Origin of the sequence: Micromonospora sp. NPDC050784, assembly GCF_044456765.1 — a bacterium.
GTDB classification, from domain to species: domain Bacteria; phylum Actinomycetota; class Actinomycetes; order Mycobacteriales; family Micromonosporaceae; genus Micromonospora; species Micromonospora foliorum.
On record NZ_JBITGG010000028.1, the window covers coordinates 77,881 to 93,304 of the forward strand.

The following is a 15,424-nucleotide window of genomic DNA, read 5'->3' on the forward strand; positions in this document are numbered from 1 at the left end:
CTCGATCAAGCCCGACTGCCAGCCCGGGCCGCGATCGACAGGCGGAACCGCAGCGAGGGAGCCGAGCGCGACCGCCGTCCACCGGGCAGGACGTCGGACGTTACTTCGTGAATTGACAGTCTTCTATCTCTAGCTCATCCTGACCTCGTGGACCACGGGACGAGAACCACGGCCAGCATCACGCTGTGTGACGTCCCGCAGGTCTGACTGCCGTTGCGGCGAACGGCACGAGGACAGACCAGCGTGCCCGTGTCCCCTCACGTGTCCAGGGTCAACCTGACGCGTCGCAGGACCCACGGGTCGCTATCCCTACGCCCGCCCAACCTAGGAGACGGCATGCGTCGCAACACATTGCTCATCTCAGTGATCGCCGGCCTGTTGCTGGCGCTCGGACTCGCCCCACCCGCGTCGGCGGCCCCGGCCTTCCGGGCCCTGGTGTTCAGCAAGACCACCGGCTACCGGCACGACTCGATCCCAGCCGGCATCAGCATGCTCCAGCAGCAGGCATCGGCGAACAACTTCGAAATGGTGGCGACCGAGGACTCCAGCGTCTTCACCGCCAGCAACCTGGCGACCTTCGACGTCATCGTCATGCTCCAGACCTCCGGCATGGTCTGGACCTCGGCGGCCCAGCGCCAGGCGGTGGAGGGTTATCTCGCCAGCGGCAAGGGCATCGTGGCCATCCACAACGCCACCGACATGGGCATCGAGTCCGAGTACCCGTGGTGGGACCAGACCATCAACGGCGGCGCCCACATGCCCGAGCACTCCCCCGGCGTGCTTCCCGGCACCGCGATCGTCGCCGACAAGCAGCACCCGTCGACCGCCTCGCTGCCCGATCGGTGGAACCGCAGCGAGGAGTGGTACAACTTCGACACCAACCCGCGCGGCAAGGTGCACGTTCTGGTGACCGCCGACGAGCGCACCTACAACCCGGGCTCCCGCGCGATGGGCCCGGACCACCCGATCTCCTGGTGTCGGGACACCGGCGGCGGGCGGGTGTGGGCCACCGCGATGGGCCACGCGATCGACTCCTACAGCGAGACGAACTTCCGCAACCACGTCCTCGGCGGCATCAAGTGGGCCGCCGGCAACGCACCCGGCGACTGCGGCGGCACCGTCTGGGGCAACTTCGAGAAGCGCACCCTGGACGACAACACCGTCGACCCGATGGCGATGGCAGTGGCCCCGGACGGGCGCGTGTTCTACGCCCAGCGCGGCGGGCAACTGAAGGTGTTCAAACCCTCCACCAACAGCACCGTCACCGCCGGCACGCTGAGCGTCTACACCGGCGGTGAGGACGGTCTCACCGGCATGGCGTTGGACCCCAACTTCGCCACCAACGGGTACGTGTACCTGTACCACTCGCCGGCGAGCAGCAGTACCGACGTCAACCGGGTCTCCCGCTACACGATGAGCGGTGACACGCTGAACATGTCGAGCGGTGTGACGATCATCGACATCCCGGCGTACCGGGACCGGACGTTCCCGGAGCCCGGCCACACCGGCGGTTACATCGAGTTCGGTCCGGACGGCAACCTCTACATCGGCACCGGCGACGACACGCCCCCGAACCTCGACCCCAACTGGCAGGGCTACGCCCCGCTGGACTGGCGCTCGGGCAAGTCCAACCTGGACGCGGCCCGCAGCGCGGGTAACACCAACGACCTGCGCGGCAAGCTGCTGCGTATCCGTCCCGGAGCCAGCGGCAGCTACACCATCCCGTCCGGCAACCTCTACCCCCAGGGCACGGCCCAGACCAAGCCGGAAATCTACGCGATGGGCTTCCGCAACCCGTTCCGCTTCTCCATCGACGCGGCCACCGGCTGGGTCTACCTGGCCGACTACGGGCCGGACCGCAACCCGCCCACCACGAACCGGGGCCCCGAGGGCCTGGTCGAGCTCAACGTGATCAAGACGCCCGGCAACTACGGCTGGCCGTTCTGCCACGGCAACAACCAGCCGTACGCGCCGTACAACCCGGACACCGGCGTGGTCGGCTCGAAGTTCAACTGCTCCGCGCCGGTCAACAACTCGCCCAACAACACCGGGCTGGTAAACCTGAAGCCGGTCGTCATGCCCAACATGTGGTACGGCTACCCCGCCTCGACGACCTTCCCGGAGCTCGGCTCCGGCGGCTCCGCGCCGATGGGTGGCCCGGTCTACCGGTACGACGCGTCGAACCCGTCCGCGACGAAGTTCCCGCCCTACTACGACGGGGTGCACTTCTTCTACGAGTGGGCGCGCAACTACATCAAGGAGGTGCACTTCGACTCCTCCACGGCGGTGACCCGCACCAACCCGTTCCTGCCCGGCACCGGTTTCAACAAGCCGATGGACATGGAGTTCGGCAAGGACGGCTCGCTCTACCTGCTGGAGTGGGGCACCAACTTCGGCGGAGGCAACAGCGACTCCGGGCTCTACCGGATCGACTACATCCAGGGCGGTCGGTCACCGATCGTCAAGGCCACCGGCACGCCCACCAGCGGCAGCGCACCGCTGACCGTCCAGTTCAGCAGCGCGGGCACGTCCGACCCGGACGGTAACACGCTGAGCTACCTGTGGACGTTCGGCGACGGCACCACCTCCACGGCGGCCAACCCGTCGAAGGTGTACACCTCCAACGGCAACTACACCGCCCAGTTGAAGGTCACCGACAGCACCGGTAAGACCGGCTTCGCCAACGTCCCGATCACCGTCGGCAACAGCGCCCCGGTGGTCACCATCACCACACCGGGCAACGGCGGCATGCTGACCTTCGGTGACAAGGTGCCGTACCAGATCACCGTGACCGATCCGGACGGCGGAACCGTCGACTGCTCGAAGGTGTTCCTCAACCCGGCGCTGGGTCACGACGACCACGCGCACGAGACGACCGAGTACCCGGGTTGCTCGGGCACCATCTCCACCGACCTGCTCGGCGGGCACCCCGACGGCGCCAACCTGTTCTACGTGCTGAACGCGCGGTACACCGACAACGGCGGCGCGGGAGGCGGGTCCCCGCTCACCGGCACCGCACAGGCGATCCTGCAACCGAAGCACAAGCAGTCCGAGTACTTCAGCAGCCAGTCCGGGGTCCGGGTGGTCGACCAGTCCGGGGCGGAGAGCACCAAGCGCGTCGGTGACATCTCCACGAACGACTGGATCGCGTTCAGCCCGATGAACCTGTCGGGTATCTCGACGGTCAGCTACCGGGTGTCGTCGCCCTCCGGTGGCGGTTCGATCGAGCTGCGCGCCGGCTCACCGACCGGCACCCTGCTGGCCACCACCACGGTGCCCAGTACGGGCGGCTGGGACAACTACCAGTCCACGACTCCGGTGAGCGTCGCCGCGACCAGCGGGACACAGACGCTCTACATGGTGTTCAAGAACAGCAACAACTCGTTCGATCTGGACTCGCACACCTTCGGCGGCAACGGCGTCGGTACACCCGGCACCGGCACCGGCGATGGCCTGGCGGGCAAGACCTACACGGTCACCGCCCAGCACAGCAACAAGCTGATGGACGTCAGCGGTGTCTCCACCGCCGACGGCGCCCAGATCACCCAGTGGGCCTCCACCGGTGGCAACAACCAGAAGTGGCAGGCGGTCGACGCCGGCAGCGGCGCGGTCTACCTGAAGGCGGTGCACAGCGGCAAGTGCGTCGAGGTGGTCGGCAGTTCCACAGCGGCGGGTGCCTTCCTCCAGCAGGCCACCTGCAACAACGGCAACCAGCAGAAGTTCACCGCCACCGCGACCGGAACCTCCGGCGTGTACACGGTGCGCAATGTGCTGAGCGGGCTCTGCGTGGACGTCAACGGTGCCTCCACCGCCGACGGCGCCCGGCTGTTGCAGTGGACCTGCCACAGCGCCACCAACCAGCAATGGCGGTTCACCGCAGTGTGACCCCGCGGCTGTCGCGGTAACAGCTGACGTCCCGGTCGGGACCGGTATCCGAGGAACGGAGCCGGCCCCGGCCGGGACGTCGTCGTCGATCAGACAGGCCGGCCGGGCGGCGCGGCGAGCAGCCCGGCCGCCGCCAGGTCGTCCCACAACTCCTCCGGTACGACGATCCCGGACCGTCGTACCGTCTCGACCGCCTGCGCCTCGTTGCGGATGCCGACCACCGTCGACACCACGGCCGGGTGCCGGCGGACGAAGGCGAGGGCCGCCTGCGGCAGGGTCACCCCGTACGTCTCGCAGACCGTGGCGATCCGCCGCGCCCGCTCGATCAGCTCGGCCGGCGCCTGTTGGTAGTTGTAGACGGCGTCGGCCGGCGGCCGGTCCCGCGACAGCAGCCCCGAGTTGTAGACGCCCGCGATGACCACGCCCACCCCCCGGTTCTCGGCGGCCGGCAGCAGGTCGGCGGCGGCGCCCTGTTCGAGCAGGGTGTACCGCCCGGCGCACATCATCACGTCGACGTCGGTCTCCCGGACGAACCGCGCCAGCATCGCCGACTGGTTCATACCGGCACCGATGGCACCCACGAGGCCCTGGTCCCGCAGGTCGACCAGAGCGGGTACCGCCTCGTGCGCGGCCTGCTCCCAGTGGTCGTCCGGGTCGTGCAGGTAGACGATGTCGACCCGGTCCAGCCCGGTCCGGTCCAGGCTGGCCTCGATGGAGCGGAGCACGCCGTCGCGGCTGAAGTCCCACACCCGTCGGTGGGTCGCGGGCACGTCGAACCCGTCGGAGTCCCGCAGGTGCGCGTCCCCAGGCGACGGCACCAGCAGTCGCCCGACCTTCGTCGACACCACGTACTCGTCGCGCGGCCGGTGGCGCAGCGCGGCACCGAGGCGGCCTTCGGAGAGCCCGAGACCGTAGTGCGGCGCGGTGTCGAAGTACCGGACGCCCGCCTCCCACGCCGCGTCGACCGCCGAGGCGAACTCCTCGTCCGTCGTCGTCCGGTACAGGTTGCCGCCCTGGGCCGCGCCGAGGCCCAGCTCCGTGAGGCGTACCTCCGGACGGCGCGGCAGCGCGCGCGCCATCATGACGCCTCCATCCCGTAGACGCGGCGTGCCGTCCCGCCCCAGACCGACGCCTGGTCGACCCCGTCCTGGCCCGCCAGCAGCTCCGCCAGGGTGTCGACCCACCGCTGGTACGTACTGGCGAGCAGGCAGACCGGCCAGTCCGAGCCGAACATCAGTCGGTCCGGTCCGAACGCGTCGAGGGCGTCCTCGACGGCGGGTCGAAGGTCCCCCGGCGTCCACTGCGGGAGCGGCACCTCGGTCACCAGCCCGGAGAGCTTCGCCGTCGTGTTGGGCGAGGCGGCCAACGACCGCAGGTCCCGGCTCCACTGCGCCAGCTCCGGACGGCCCAGTGCGGGCTTGCCCAGGTGGTCGAGGACGAAGCTCACCTCGGGCAGGTCGCGCGTGAGACGCGCGGCCATGGGGAGCTGGTGTTGGCGTACCAACAGGTCGAAGACGAGGCCGGCGGCGCCCACCGCCGCGATTCCCCGACGGACGTCCGGGCGGTCCAGGTACGCCGGGTCGGTCTCGGACTGCACGAGGTGGCGGATCCCGACGAGGCGTTCCCCGCCCGGTGCGGCCCGCAGACGGTCGAGGCGCTCCGGGACGTCGTCGGCGGTCAGGTCCACCCAGCCGACGACCCCACGGACCAGGGTGTCCTCGGCGGCGACCCCCAGCAGCTCCACCGTCTCGTCCGCGGAGGCGATGGACTGCACCACCACGGTCGCGGTGACCCCGGCCGCCCGGGCCAGCGGCGCGAGATCGGCGGGTTCGAAGTCGGCGTCGATGGCCGCCATGGTCAGCGGGTCGATCCACGGCTGCGGGTGCCGTGCGCGGACCCAGAGGTGGTGGTGTGCGTCGACGATCCCGGCGCGTCCGGGCTCCGGTGCGCCCGTCATCGGCCCAACCAGCCGCCGTCGACGGGCAGGACGACGCCGTTGACGTAGTCCGACGCGGTGGACGCCAGGAACACCGTGGCACCACCGAGATCGTCGGCCCGGCCCCACCGCCCGGCCGGGATCCGGCCGAGGATCGCCTGGTTGCGGTCGGGGTCGTCGCGCAGCGCCTGGGTGTTGTCGGTGGCGATGTAGCCGGGCGCGATGGCGTTCACGTTCACCCCGTGTGCCGCCCACTCGTTCGCCAGCGCCTTGGTGAGACCGGCAACGCCCGACTTCGACGCGGCGTAACCGGGGACGGTGATGCCGCCCTGGAAACTCAACAGCGACGCGGTGAAGATGATCTTCCCTCGGCCACGCTCGACCATCGTCCGGCCGATCTCCCGGCTCAGGATGAACTGGCTGCTGAGGTTCACCTCGATCACGTGGTCCCACATCTCGTCCGGGTGCTCCGCGGCCGGGGTGCGGGCGATCGTGCCGCCGTTGTTCACCAGGATGTCGACCGGCCCGAGAGCGATGATGTCGCGGGCCAACCGGTGCACGGCCGCCCGGTCGCCGAGGTCCGCCCGCAGCGCGGTGAACCGGCGGCCGGTGGCGCGCACCCGGTGTTCGACCTCGCTGCCCTCCGCTTCGAGCTGGGCGGAGACGCCCACGATGTCGGCGCCGGCCAGGGCCAGGGCCTCGGCCATCGCCAGGCCGATACCGCGCCGCGCCCCGGTCACGACGGCGGTCCGTCCGGACAGGTCGAACAACGCCGTCACTGGTTACCCTCCCGCACATCGAGCAGCACCTTCATCACGCCGCCACCCTCCAGGGCCGCGAAGGCCGCGCTGGCCGCCTCGACCGGCTCGACCCGGGAGATGAGCTGCCGTGCCGGGATCGCACCCGAGGCGACCAACCGGATCGCCTCCACCATGTCGTCGCGCTGGTACAGCCGAGCGCCGAGGAGTTCCAGCTCACGCCAGAAGAACCGGTGCAGGTTGACCTCCCGGGGCTGGGGGTGGATCGCCACCATCACCAGCCGCCCGCGAGTGGTGAGCACGTCGACCGCCGTGGTGACGCCGGCCGGGGCGCCGGACACCTCGAAGGCGATGTCCGCGCCCGCGCCGTCGGTGCGGTCGTTGACCAACGCCACGACATCGGTCGCTCGCGGGTCGACGGCCTCGATCCCGATCCCCTCCGCCACCTCGCGTCGGAACGGATCGGGCTCGACGAGCAGCACCCGCGCACCGCGGCCTCGCGCGACGGTGGCGATGAGGACGCCGACCGGCCCACCGCCGACCACGACCACCTGGTCGTCGGCGGTCACGTTGCCCCGGCGTACGTCGTGCACGGCGACCGCCACCGGCTCGACGAGCGCCGCGTGGTCGAGGGGCAACTCTTCCGGGAGCGGCAGGACCAGCTCCACCGGCACGGTCCAGGAGGACTGCATGGCACCGGGTGAGTCGATGCCGAGGAAGTTCATCGCGTGGCAGACGTGGGAGTTGCCCCGCCGGCAGGCCGCACAGCGTCCGCAGGGCCGGGTCGGCATCACGGTGACGGGCTGACCGAGGTTCCAGCCGGTCACGCCCTCGCCGACGGCCGCGATCCGCCCGGACATCTCGTGCCCGATGATCGCCGAGTCACCGACCCGGGCGTCCATGTCCCCGTGGTAGATGTGCAGGTCCGTACCGCAGATCCCGGTGTACGCCACCTCGATCCGTACCTGGCCGCGGCCCGGTGGCTCCGGGTCGCGGTTCTCGATTCCGAGGTGTCGCGCTCCCCGGTAGACGACTGCCTTCATCGTTCCTCCGTCTCGACGGTCGGTACGTCGGTCGTGCCGACCGGGCATGGTCGTGGGTGCATCGCCATCGCGATGCACCCACGCCTTCCCTGTTCTGGTGGTCAGCTCAGTGCCGTACGGTCGGCGACACCTCGTTGTGGGAGTTCAGCGGCACCACAGGCACCTGGCGGGTCGGGATCACCCCGTCGACCCCGGCCAGCAGGCGCCGTCCGGCCCGCTCCGGCCGGACGTTGGGGCTGTCGGCCGTGTGCGCCTGCGGTCGGCGGTTCGCCGCCCGGATCCGCTCCTCGTCCACCCGGACACCCAGCCCGGGTGCGTCGCCGAGGATGAAGGCGCCATCCTCGACGTGCAGATCGATGGAGACACCGACCGGCGGGTGCAGGTCCTGCAACTCGCTGGTCAGATGGTTCGGCACCGAGGTCGCGGCGTGCAGCAGCCCGACCGGGCTGTTGCCGATCGGGCTGACCGGCAGGTCGTGGGCGTGGGCCAGGGCGGACGCCCGCAGGAAGTGGGTGACCCCCCAGACGGCCGCCATCTGGATGATGTCGACAGCGCCGGCGGCGATCAGCGGACGGTACTGTTCGAGCCCGGTGAGGTTCTCACCGGTGGCGACCGACGCGGACACGCCTCGACTGACCGCGGCGAGACCCTCGGCGTCCCAGCGCCGGACCGGCTCCTCGATCCAGATGAGGTCCAGGGTGCGTTCGATTTCGCAGACGTGCCGGACGGCCTGCTTGCGGGTCCACGCCTCGTTGACGTCGAGCATCAGGCCCGGCCGCCGGCCGTGCCCGGCCTCGGTGAGGACCTCCTTGACCAGGCTCAGGCGGTGCCGGTCGCGCTCGATGTCGAGGCCGCCCTTGAGCTTGGCCGCGCGTAGGCCGTGGCTCGCGTAGACCTCGTACTCCGCGACGAGTTCGTCGTCGGTGAGCCCGATGTCCAGCCCGGACGCGTAGGCGGTGACCCGCCGGTCTCGCCCGCCCAGCAGCCGCCACAGCGGTTCACCGGCGGCCTGTGCCTTGATGTCCCAGAGGGCGGTGTCCAGAGCGCCGATGGTGCCGAACACCGGCCCGGCGTGGCCCGCCTTGAAGGTGTGCCGCAACATGCGGTCGTACAGGGACGTCACGGCCCGGGGGTCTTCGCCCTCGATGGCTGGGAAGATCCGCTCGATCTCGACGTGCGGCCCGAGGCCGACTCCCGAGATGCCCTCGTCGGTGTCGACGATGACGATCGAGACCGGGACCACCCCGTCGGCGAACACCCCATTGGCGTCGCCGACGGGTCGCCCCCATTCCTGGACCGTGGTGAGCGTCCGATATCCCGTGATCCGCATGTCAACCCTTCGTGGAACCGGCGGCTACACCGTCGGCAATTTGGCGCTGGAGGAACAGGTAGACCAACAGGACGGGTATTGCCGCGATCAGCACCCCGGAGGCGAAGGTGGGGATGTTGTCGGAGTACTGCCCGCGCAACGAGGTCACCCCGATCATGAGCGTCCGGTGATCGGCCGACGGCATCATCACCAGCGCCATGAGGACGTCGTTCCAGCAGAACAGGGCGTTGAGGATGCCGACCGACAGCAGCGCCGGGGTGCCCAGGGGCAGCATGATCCGGCGGTACACGCCGTACACGGTGCTGCCGTCGATCCGCGCGGCGTCGACGATCTCCGGCGGGATGCCCTTGTAGTAGCTCGTCATGAGAAAGACCGTGAAGGGCAGGAACTGGGCCACGTAGACCAGGATCAGGCCGGGGTACGTGTCGATGAGCGCGGTGTCGGCCATGATCCGAGCCAGCGGCACCATGATCACCTGGAACGGGATGAAGAGCCCCGCGAGGCAACCCAGGAACAACGCCGACGAGCCGCGGAACCGCAGCTGGCTCAGTGCGAAGCCGGCCATCGACCCGAACAGCAGCAGCAGGAGCACCGACACCGTCACCACGAACAGCGAGTTCACGAAGTAGCGGCCCATGCCGACGCTGGTCCACGCCGCGCTGATGTTCTCCCAGCGCAGGGCGTCGGTCAGGCCGAACCGGTCGAGGATGTAGTCACGCCGGGTCTTCATCGCGACATTGGCGGTGAACAGCAGGGGGTAGATCGTCGCCAGGGCGAGCAGCGACATGGGGATGGCGATCAGCCACCGTCCCAGGCGGAGGCGAGACATCAATCCTCCTTTCCGGATCGTTCGAGCAGCTTGATCTGAAGAAGCCCCACGACGAGCATGATCATGAAGAGGATCGTCGAGGCCGCCGACGCGAGAGCCGGACGGTTCATCTGGCCCTGCTGCTTCCAGATGTAGAACTCCGGCAGGTACGTCGACCCCTCCGGCCCACCGCTGGTCATCACGAAGAGCAGCCCGAACATCGAGGTCAGCATCCCGATCATCGTGGTCACGAAGACGAACTGGATGGTGCGCGAGAGGGCCGGGATGATCACGTGCCAGACGACCTGGCGCAGCGACGCCCCGTCCACCCGGGCGGCGTCCAGGAGCGCCGCGTCCAGCGTGGCGAAACCGGCGAGGAACACCACCAGCGCCATGCCGAAGGTGGCCCAGATGTGCACGCCCGCCACCATGACCATCGCGATGTCCGGGTCCCCGAGCCAGTCCACCGGACCGACCCCGAACGACCCGAGCACGGCGTTGAGGGGGCCGTCGAAGGCGAGCAACAGGTTGAAGATCGCACCGACGATGACCGGCGAGAGCACCGCCGGAAAGAAGTAGACGCTGCGGTAGAAGCGGTGGCCCGGCACCCGGAGGTAGATGAACGTCGCGAGCAGACCGGGGATCGCCACCGCCACCGGCAGGAGCAGTACCAGCAGCCCGACGTTGCTCAGCGCGGTCCGGAACAGCGGATCCCCGAACAACTCGCGGTAGTTGCCGAATCCGACAGCGGTCCCGTTCTGCGCGCCGTCACCGGTGAAGGAGAAGTTGACGCCCAGCAGCAGCGGGTAGAGCCGCAGCAACACGATGATCAGGACGGCCGGAAGGACCAGGATGTAGGGGGCGAAGCGCTCGGCTCGCGGGCCGCCACGGTTGCGACGGGGTCGTGCGCCACTCTGATGCGCGGCGGGGGTGACCGCCGCCCCGCCGGCCCGTCCGGCCGAAGCCGGACGGACCGACGGTTGCGTGTTTCCGATCGGCACGAGGTCAGCCCGCCTGGTCGGAAGCGGCCAACTGCTTCACCACCTCGTCGACGGTGACCGAACCGCTGAGCAGCTGCTGGGAGAGGCGCCCCATCAGGTCCAGCGTCTTCGAGGAGAGCGCCACGTGCAGAGCGGGCTTGCCGCTCTTCAGCTCGCTGACGATCGTGCCGACGGCCGGCCCGGCCTGCGACACGTCGATGGTGGTGTCGGCGGCGATCGCGCCGGCGTCGGCGTAGAAGGCCTTCAACGCCTCGGCCGAGCTCAGCGAGCGCACCAGGTCGGCGGCCACCTTCGGGTCCTTCGTCCACTTGGCGACCGCGTAGCCGATGCCACCGTCGTACGGGAGGCTCGGGGTGGTGCCGGCGGTGACGATCGGGGCCTTCATGACGCCGAGCTGCTCCGGGGTCAGGAACTCGTTGAAGTCCTGCCAGTGCCCCACGTCCGACATCAGACCCATCACGTGGGCGGCCTTACCGGACTGGAAGAGGGCGAAGGAGTCGTTGAACATGGCGGTCGAGTTGGCCCCGTCGCTGTTCATCTTCTTGTCGCCGGCCTCCTTCCAGGTCTGGAAGATCCGCTTGACGTTTGGCGACTTCCAGTCGCGCTTGCCGGCGATCCAGGAGTCGTACTCCGCGGTGGTCAGGGTGGTGGAGCCCAGGCTGGAGAGCCAGAACTGGATGCCGACGCCCTCCTTGTTGCCGAGGGCGAAGCACTTTGCGCCCTCGGTGGCGATGACGGCGCAGTCGGCGACGAACTTGTCCCAGGTGGTGGCCGGGGTCGCCGGGTCGAGGCCGGCCTTCCGGTAGATTTCCTTGTTGTAGTAGATGGGGTAACCCTGCAGCGTCACCGGGGCGGCGTAGGTCTTGCCGTCCTTGGCGAACGCCTCCCAGCCGGCCAACCGCTGCCTGTCCTCGGCCACGTACTCGTCGAGGGGCACCAGCGCGTCCACCCGGTCGCGGATCTGGCCGCCACCGTTGAACAGCATGACGTCCGGGCCCTTGCCGGACTGGATCGCCGCACCGAGCAGGGTGTAGTACTGGTCGAAGGGCTGTGCGACGAACTCGACCTCGACGTCGGGGTGCTTCTTCTTGAAGTCGGCCTTGGCCTTGTCCAGATAGGATTTGGCGAACGGCTCACCGGACTTCCAGTCCCACACCACCAACTTGCCGTCCGAACTGGTTGACTTGCCCGAATCGCTAGCACTTCCACAACCGGCCAGGGCCAGGCCCACAACGAGGACGGCCGACCATATTGCGCGCTGTCTCATCGATTGTCACCTCTGTATGGGGGGTGGCCGGCGGGCGCCCCGCGAGCCAAATGTTGACCGGAAGGTAACTCGTATGACGTGTGACGTCAACAGTCGGCCGTACACTGACCCGGACGTCGTGCCACGGCGAGCCATTCGGAGGGGGACATGACGCCACCGCAGGAGACAGCCCTGAACAGCCCGGCAACCCCGGCGTGGGTGCGTCGGCCGACCAACCTCGCCAGGGCGGTCACCGCCGAGCTGGTGGAGCGCATCGTCCGCGGCGTACACCCGTCCGGGACCTCCCTGCCCCCCGAGCCGATCCTCTGCGAGACCTTCGGCGTGAGCCGGACCGTCGTCCGGGAAGCGGTGAAGATCCTTCAGGAGAAGGGGCTGGTGCAGGTCCGCCAGGGCGCCGGCACCATGGTCACCCCGCCGTCACACTGGGACATGCTCGACGAGTTGGTCCTCGCGGCCACCATCGCGGTGGACGACAGCCTCGCCATCCTCGACGACCTGGTCGTCACCCGACGGGTGCTGGAGTCCGACATGGCGAACGTCGCCGCCCGCCTCGCCGACGCCGAGACCGTCGACCGACTGCGGGCCATGGTGGACCGGATGGACGAACTCGTCGACGACCACGTCACCTACCACGACCACGACCGGGCCTTCCACGACACGATCATGCAGGCCTCCGGGAACCGCATCGCCCGTGGTGTCGTCCGCGCGCTGGAGAGCCAGGTCATCAACACCGCCCGCTACATGGGCCGCACCGAACGCGCGTTGTGCGTGGCGTCCAACCAGGGTCACCGACGCATCTACGAACGCATCGCCGCCCACGATCCCAACGGCGCCGCCGAGGCGATGTTCACCCACATCACCGAGGCCTGGCTGGTCCGCCGCAGTGGCTCGGGGAGCCCGGTCCGTCTCGAACGCTGACCGTCCCGGGCAACGGACGGCGCCCGCCCCCGAGGTACGGGAGCAGGCGCCGCCAGCTGAGGCCGAGAGGTGTCACGAGAACTGGGCGAAGAACCTCCAGATCTCACCCTTGGTCCAGGTCGTGATGCCGCTCTCGGCGTAGGTGCCGTCGACCGGGCCGGGCATGTGACCGTTGTCGTACGCGGCCCACTGCACCGGGTAGCCGGCCCGGCAACCCGAGTACGTGGTCGTGATGTGGGTACGGCTGCCGGCGGCCGGCTCGCGCGGGCTCTGCGCGGTGCAACCGTTGTTCCGGACGAACGTGTCGCGCAACGCCCGGCCACCCGAGATGCCCAGGACGTTGTCCGAGATGCCGTGCAGCCCGAAGTACGCGATCGGCTGCGTACCGCCACTGCACCCGCTGATCTGCCCACCGGAGATGACCGCCACGGCCCGGAAGACGGTGGCCCGCGCGCAGGCGACGGCGTAGCTCATGCCGCCACCCCAGCTGAAGCCGAGCGCGAACCGCTGCCGCGGGTTGACGCAGAGGCTGCTCTCGATCCGGCTGATCATGTCGTCGACGAAGGTGATGTCCTCACCGCCGGAGTTGCCCCAGCCGTTGCCGAATCCCTGGGGCGCCACCAGGATCGCGCTGTTGTTCGACTGCTCCTGCTGCCCGTAGTAGGACCACGCGGTCCCGCTGGTGCCGCCGGAGGAGATCTCCTGCATCGTTCCGCCCCGCCAGTGGAAGGCGAAGATCAGTCGGTAGGGGTTGCTGTTGTTGTAGTTGGCGGGCACCCGCAGGATGAAGGTTCGGCTCTTGCCGTTGCTCTGGATCGTGTGCGTGCCACTGGCCAGCGTCGGCGCCTTGCCGCATCCGCTACCACCCGAGGGCGGTGGGTTGCCGCCGTCGACGGGGACGAGTTGCCACTGCTGGTTGGTGCCGCCCCAGTCGGCGTACTGCACCACGTTCCCACCATCGGCGGTGGACGCGCCCTGCACCTCGACCGCCTTGTTGCTGTTGCGGTTGATCAACCGAACATAACCACCGTCCGAGTCGGCCAACCGGAACTGCTGGTTCGTCCCATTGAGATCAGCCCACTGCACGACCGCACCGCCATCAGCGGTAGAGAAGCCACTGACGTCGAGCACCTTGCCCGAGTGCCGCGACTTCACCCGGTAGTAGCCACCCCCCGAGTCCACGAACTGCCACTGCTGGTTGACCCCGTTGTTACGCGTCCACTGACTGATCCGCGCCCCGTCAGTGGTGGCCGAGGCGTACAGGTCCAACGCCTTACCGCTGTTCCGGTTCACCAGCACGTACCACGCGTTGGTGTCCACGGTCGCGGCTGCCGCAGGCGCCGCGTTGACCGCGACGAGTGTGCTGGCTGCCATGACCGCGGCCGCCGCCGCGGCCAACCCTGACCGCCAGCGACGTCTCTGTCGAGAGGCGGGACGAGCCTCACCGAGGGCTTTCATGGTCCACTCCTTCGATCGGGGTCACCCACGAGCGGAACGCCCGCGCGTGCCCTGGCGTGCGTGCCTGCGTCCTGGTGGTGGCGTCAGCACGTCTGGGGTGTTGGGTGCGGGCATCCTGCGGCCAGCGGCGCACGTCGATGGCGATGGCGATGCCACGATCCGGGCTTCGAAGCAGGCCCGCGCCAGACCGCGCGGTGCGACGTGCTGGCTCCCGGCGACCGCGTGGCCCGCGGGTGAAAATTAGCGATAAAGACGTCATACGTCAAACGACTGCTGTCGATCCAATCGATCGACCGGCAACGACAACCTGGCGGCCTCGGCGGCCCGCCCCGACGGGGCGGGCCGCCGTTCGTCACACCTCGCCCGGGCTGGCGCCGGCCGGATCCCGATCGGCCGGCAGCTCCCACTTCCCCAGGTCGATGGCGCCGGTCGCTAGCCGATCCGGACCAGTTGCCACTGCTGGTTGGTGCCGCCCCAGTCGGCGTACTGCACGACGTTTCCACCATCGGCGGTGGATGCGCCCTGCACCTCGACGGCCTTGTTGCTGTTGCGGTTGATCAGGCGTACGTAGCCATCAGCCGAGTCCGCGAGCCGGAACTGCTGGTTCGTGCCGTTGAGGTCGGCCCACTGCACGATCGCGCCGCCGTCGGCGGTGGAGAAGCCGCTGACGTCGAGCACCTTGCTGGAGTTGCGGGACTTCACCCGGTAGTAGCCACTGCCCGAGTCGACGAACTGCCACTGCTGGTTGACCCCGTTGTTACGCGTCCACTGGCTGATCCGCGCCCCGTCGGTGGTGGCCGAGGCGTACACGTCCAACGCCTTGCCGCTGTTCCGGTTCAGCAACACGTACCAGGCGCTGGTGTCCACCCCGGAGCCCGGCGGGGGCGTGGTGGGCGGGGTCGAGCCGCCGTTGAGGGCGTCCAGGACGGCGGTGTACGCGGCCTTCTTGTTGCCGTTGCAGTCGAACAGCAGGGCGTTGTCGGACCCACGCCACGAGTCGCAGTCCCGCACACCCCAGGT

The 15,424-nt window shown here is 69.1% G+C and carries 11 protein-coding genes and 1 pseudogene; 2 read left to right on the forward strand and 10 right to left on the reverse strand.

Annotation, left to right across the window (positions count from 1 at the left end; all coding sequences use genetic code 11):
• Positions 1–336: 336 nt before the first annotated feature.
• A complete protein-coding gene (locus tag ACIBD9_RS29355; protein ID WP_396722504.1) occupies positions 337–3,885 on the forward strand; it encodes a ThuA domain-containing protein in 3,549 nt (1,182 codons plus the stop codon).
• Between the two features lie 89 nt (positions 3,886–3,974).
• Here ACIBD9_RS29355 and ACIBD9_RS29360 read toward each other — a convergent pair whose 3' ends face one another.
• The 8 genes from ACIBD9_RS29360 to ACIBD9_RS29395 all read right to left on the reverse strand — a co-directional run bounded on the left by ACIBD9_RS29360 (position 3,975) and on the right by ACIBD9_RS29395 (position 12,028).
• Positions 3,975–4,967, reverse strand: a complete 993-nt coding sequence (locus tag ACIBD9_RS29360) for an aldo/keto reductase (RefSeq protein WP_396722506.1) — start codon at positions 4,965–4,967, stop codon at positions 3,975–3,977.
• The gene (locus ACIBD9_RS29365) at positions 4,964–5,842 is read right to left on the reverse strand and encodes an amidohydrolase family protein (RefSeq protein WP_396722507.1); all 879 of its coding nucleotides are present in this window, start codon (positions 5,840–5,842) and stop codon (positions 4,964–4,966) included. The genes ACIBD9_RS29360 and ACIBD9_RS29365 overlap by 4 nt, the downstream gene beginning before the upstream one ends.
• Entirely contained in the window at positions 5,839–6,600 is a 762-nt protein-coding gene (kduD, locus tag ACIBD9_RS29370; protein WP_387176910.1) for a 2-dehydro-3-deoxy-D-gluconate 5-dehydrogenase KduD, read from the reverse strand. The genes ACIBD9_RS29365 and kduD overlap by 4 nt, the downstream gene beginning before the upstream one ends.
• A complete protein-coding gene (locus ACIBD9_RS29375) occupies positions 6,597–7,622 on the reverse strand; it encodes a zinc-binding dehydrogenase (RefSeq protein ID WP_396722510.1) in 1,026 nt (341 codons plus the stop codon). The genes kduD and ACIBD9_RS29375 overlap by 4 nt, the downstream gene beginning before the upstream one ends.
• Positions 7,623–7,728: 106 nt before the next feature.
• Complete coding sequence (locus tag ACIBD9_RS29380) at positions 7,729–8,952, reverse strand: mandelate racemase/muconate lactonizing enzyme family protein (RefSeq protein ID WP_396722512.1); 1,224 nt, start codon at positions 8,950–8,952, stop codon at positions 7,729–7,731.
• A gap of 1 nt (position 8,953) precedes the next feature.
• Positions 8,954–9,781 (reverse strand): carbohydrate ABC transporter permease, encoded by an 828-nt coding sequence (locus tag ACIBD9_RS29385; RefSeq protein WP_387176913.1) that lies wholly within the window; start codon positions 9,779–9,781, stop codon positions 8,954–8,956.
• A complete protein-coding gene (locus ACIBD9_RS29390; RefSeq protein WP_396722514.1) occupies positions 9,781–10,761 on the reverse strand; it encodes a carbohydrate ABC transporter permease in 981 nt (326 codons plus the stop codon). The genes ACIBD9_RS29385 and ACIBD9_RS29390 overlap by 1 nt, the downstream gene beginning before the upstream one ends.
• Positions 10,762–10,765: 4 nt before the next feature.
• A complete protein-coding gene (locus ACIBD9_RS29395) occupies positions 10,766–12,028 on the reverse strand; it encodes an ABC transporter substrate-binding protein (RefSeq protein ID WP_396722515.1) in 1,263 nt (420 codons plus the stop codon).
• A 147-nt stretch (positions 12,029–12,175) separates the two neighbouring features.
• On the opposite strand from ACIBD9_RS29395, the gene ACIBD9_RS29400 reads away from it, so the two are divergent.
• Positions 12,176–12,946: a FadR/GntR family transcriptional regulator gene (locus ACIBD9_RS29400; RefSeq protein ID WP_396722517.1), complete on the forward strand. Its 771-nt coding sequence runs from the start codon at positions 12,176–12,178 to the stop codon at positions 12,944–12,946.
• A gap of 72 nt (positions 12,947–13,018) precedes the next feature.
• On the opposite strand, the gene ACIBD9_RS29405 is transcribed toward ACIBD9_RS29400, so the two are convergent.
• Positions 13,019–14,320 (reverse strand): RICIN domain-containing protein, encoded by a 1,302-nt coding sequence (locus ACIBD9_RS29405; RefSeq protein ID WP_396722519.1) that lies wholly within the window; start codon positions 14,318–14,320, stop codon positions 13,019–13,021.
• Positions 14,321–14,842: 522 nt separating this feature from the next.
• Positions 14,843–15,424: pseudogene (locus ACIBD9_RS29410) on the reverse strand (RICIN domain-containing protein); the annotation flags it as partial.

What these genes read in the sequence shown, in the direction of transcription:
- ACIBD9_RS29355 (WP_396722504.1), top strand. Translation starts at nt 337, where the DNA reads ATGCGTCGCAACACATTGCTCATCTCAGTGATCGCCGGCCTGTTGCTG.
- ACIBD9_RS29360 (WP_396722506.1), bottom strand. Translation starts at nt 4,967, where the DNA reads ATGATGGCGCGCGCGCTGCCGCGCCGTCCGGAGGTACGCCTCACGGAG.
- ACIBD9_RS29365 (WP_396722507.1), bottom strand. Translation starts at nt 5,842, where the DNA reads ATGACGGGCGCACCGGAGCCCGGACGCGCCGGGATCGTCGACGCACAC.
- ACIBD9_RS29375 (WP_396722510.1), bottom strand. Translation starts at nt 7,622, where the DNA reads ATGAAGGCAGTCGTCTACCGGGGAGCGCGACACCTCGGAATCGAGAAC.
- ACIBD9_RS29380 (WP_396722512.1), bottom strand. Translation starts at nt 8,952, where the DNA reads ATGCGGATCACGGGATATCGGACGCTCACCACGGTCCAGGAATGGGGG.
- ACIBD9_RS29385 (WP_387176913.1), bottom strand. Translation starts at nt 9,781, where the DNA reads ATGTCTCGCCTCCGCCTGGGACGGTGGCTGATCGCCATCCCCATGTCG.
- ACIBD9_RS29395 (WP_396722515.1), bottom strand. Translation starts at nt 12,028, where the DNA reads ATGAGACAGCGCGCAATATGGTCGGCCGTCCTCGTTGTGGGCCTGGCC.
- ACIBD9_RS29400 (WP_396722517.1), top strand. Translation starts at nt 12,176, where the DNA reads ATGACGCCACCGCAGGAGACAGCCCTGAACAGCCCGGCAACCCCGGCG.
- ACIBD9_RS29405 (WP_396722519.1), bottom strand. Translation starts at nt 14,320, where the DNA reads ATGGCAGCCAGCACACTCGTCGCGGTCAACGCGGCGCCTGCGGCAGCC.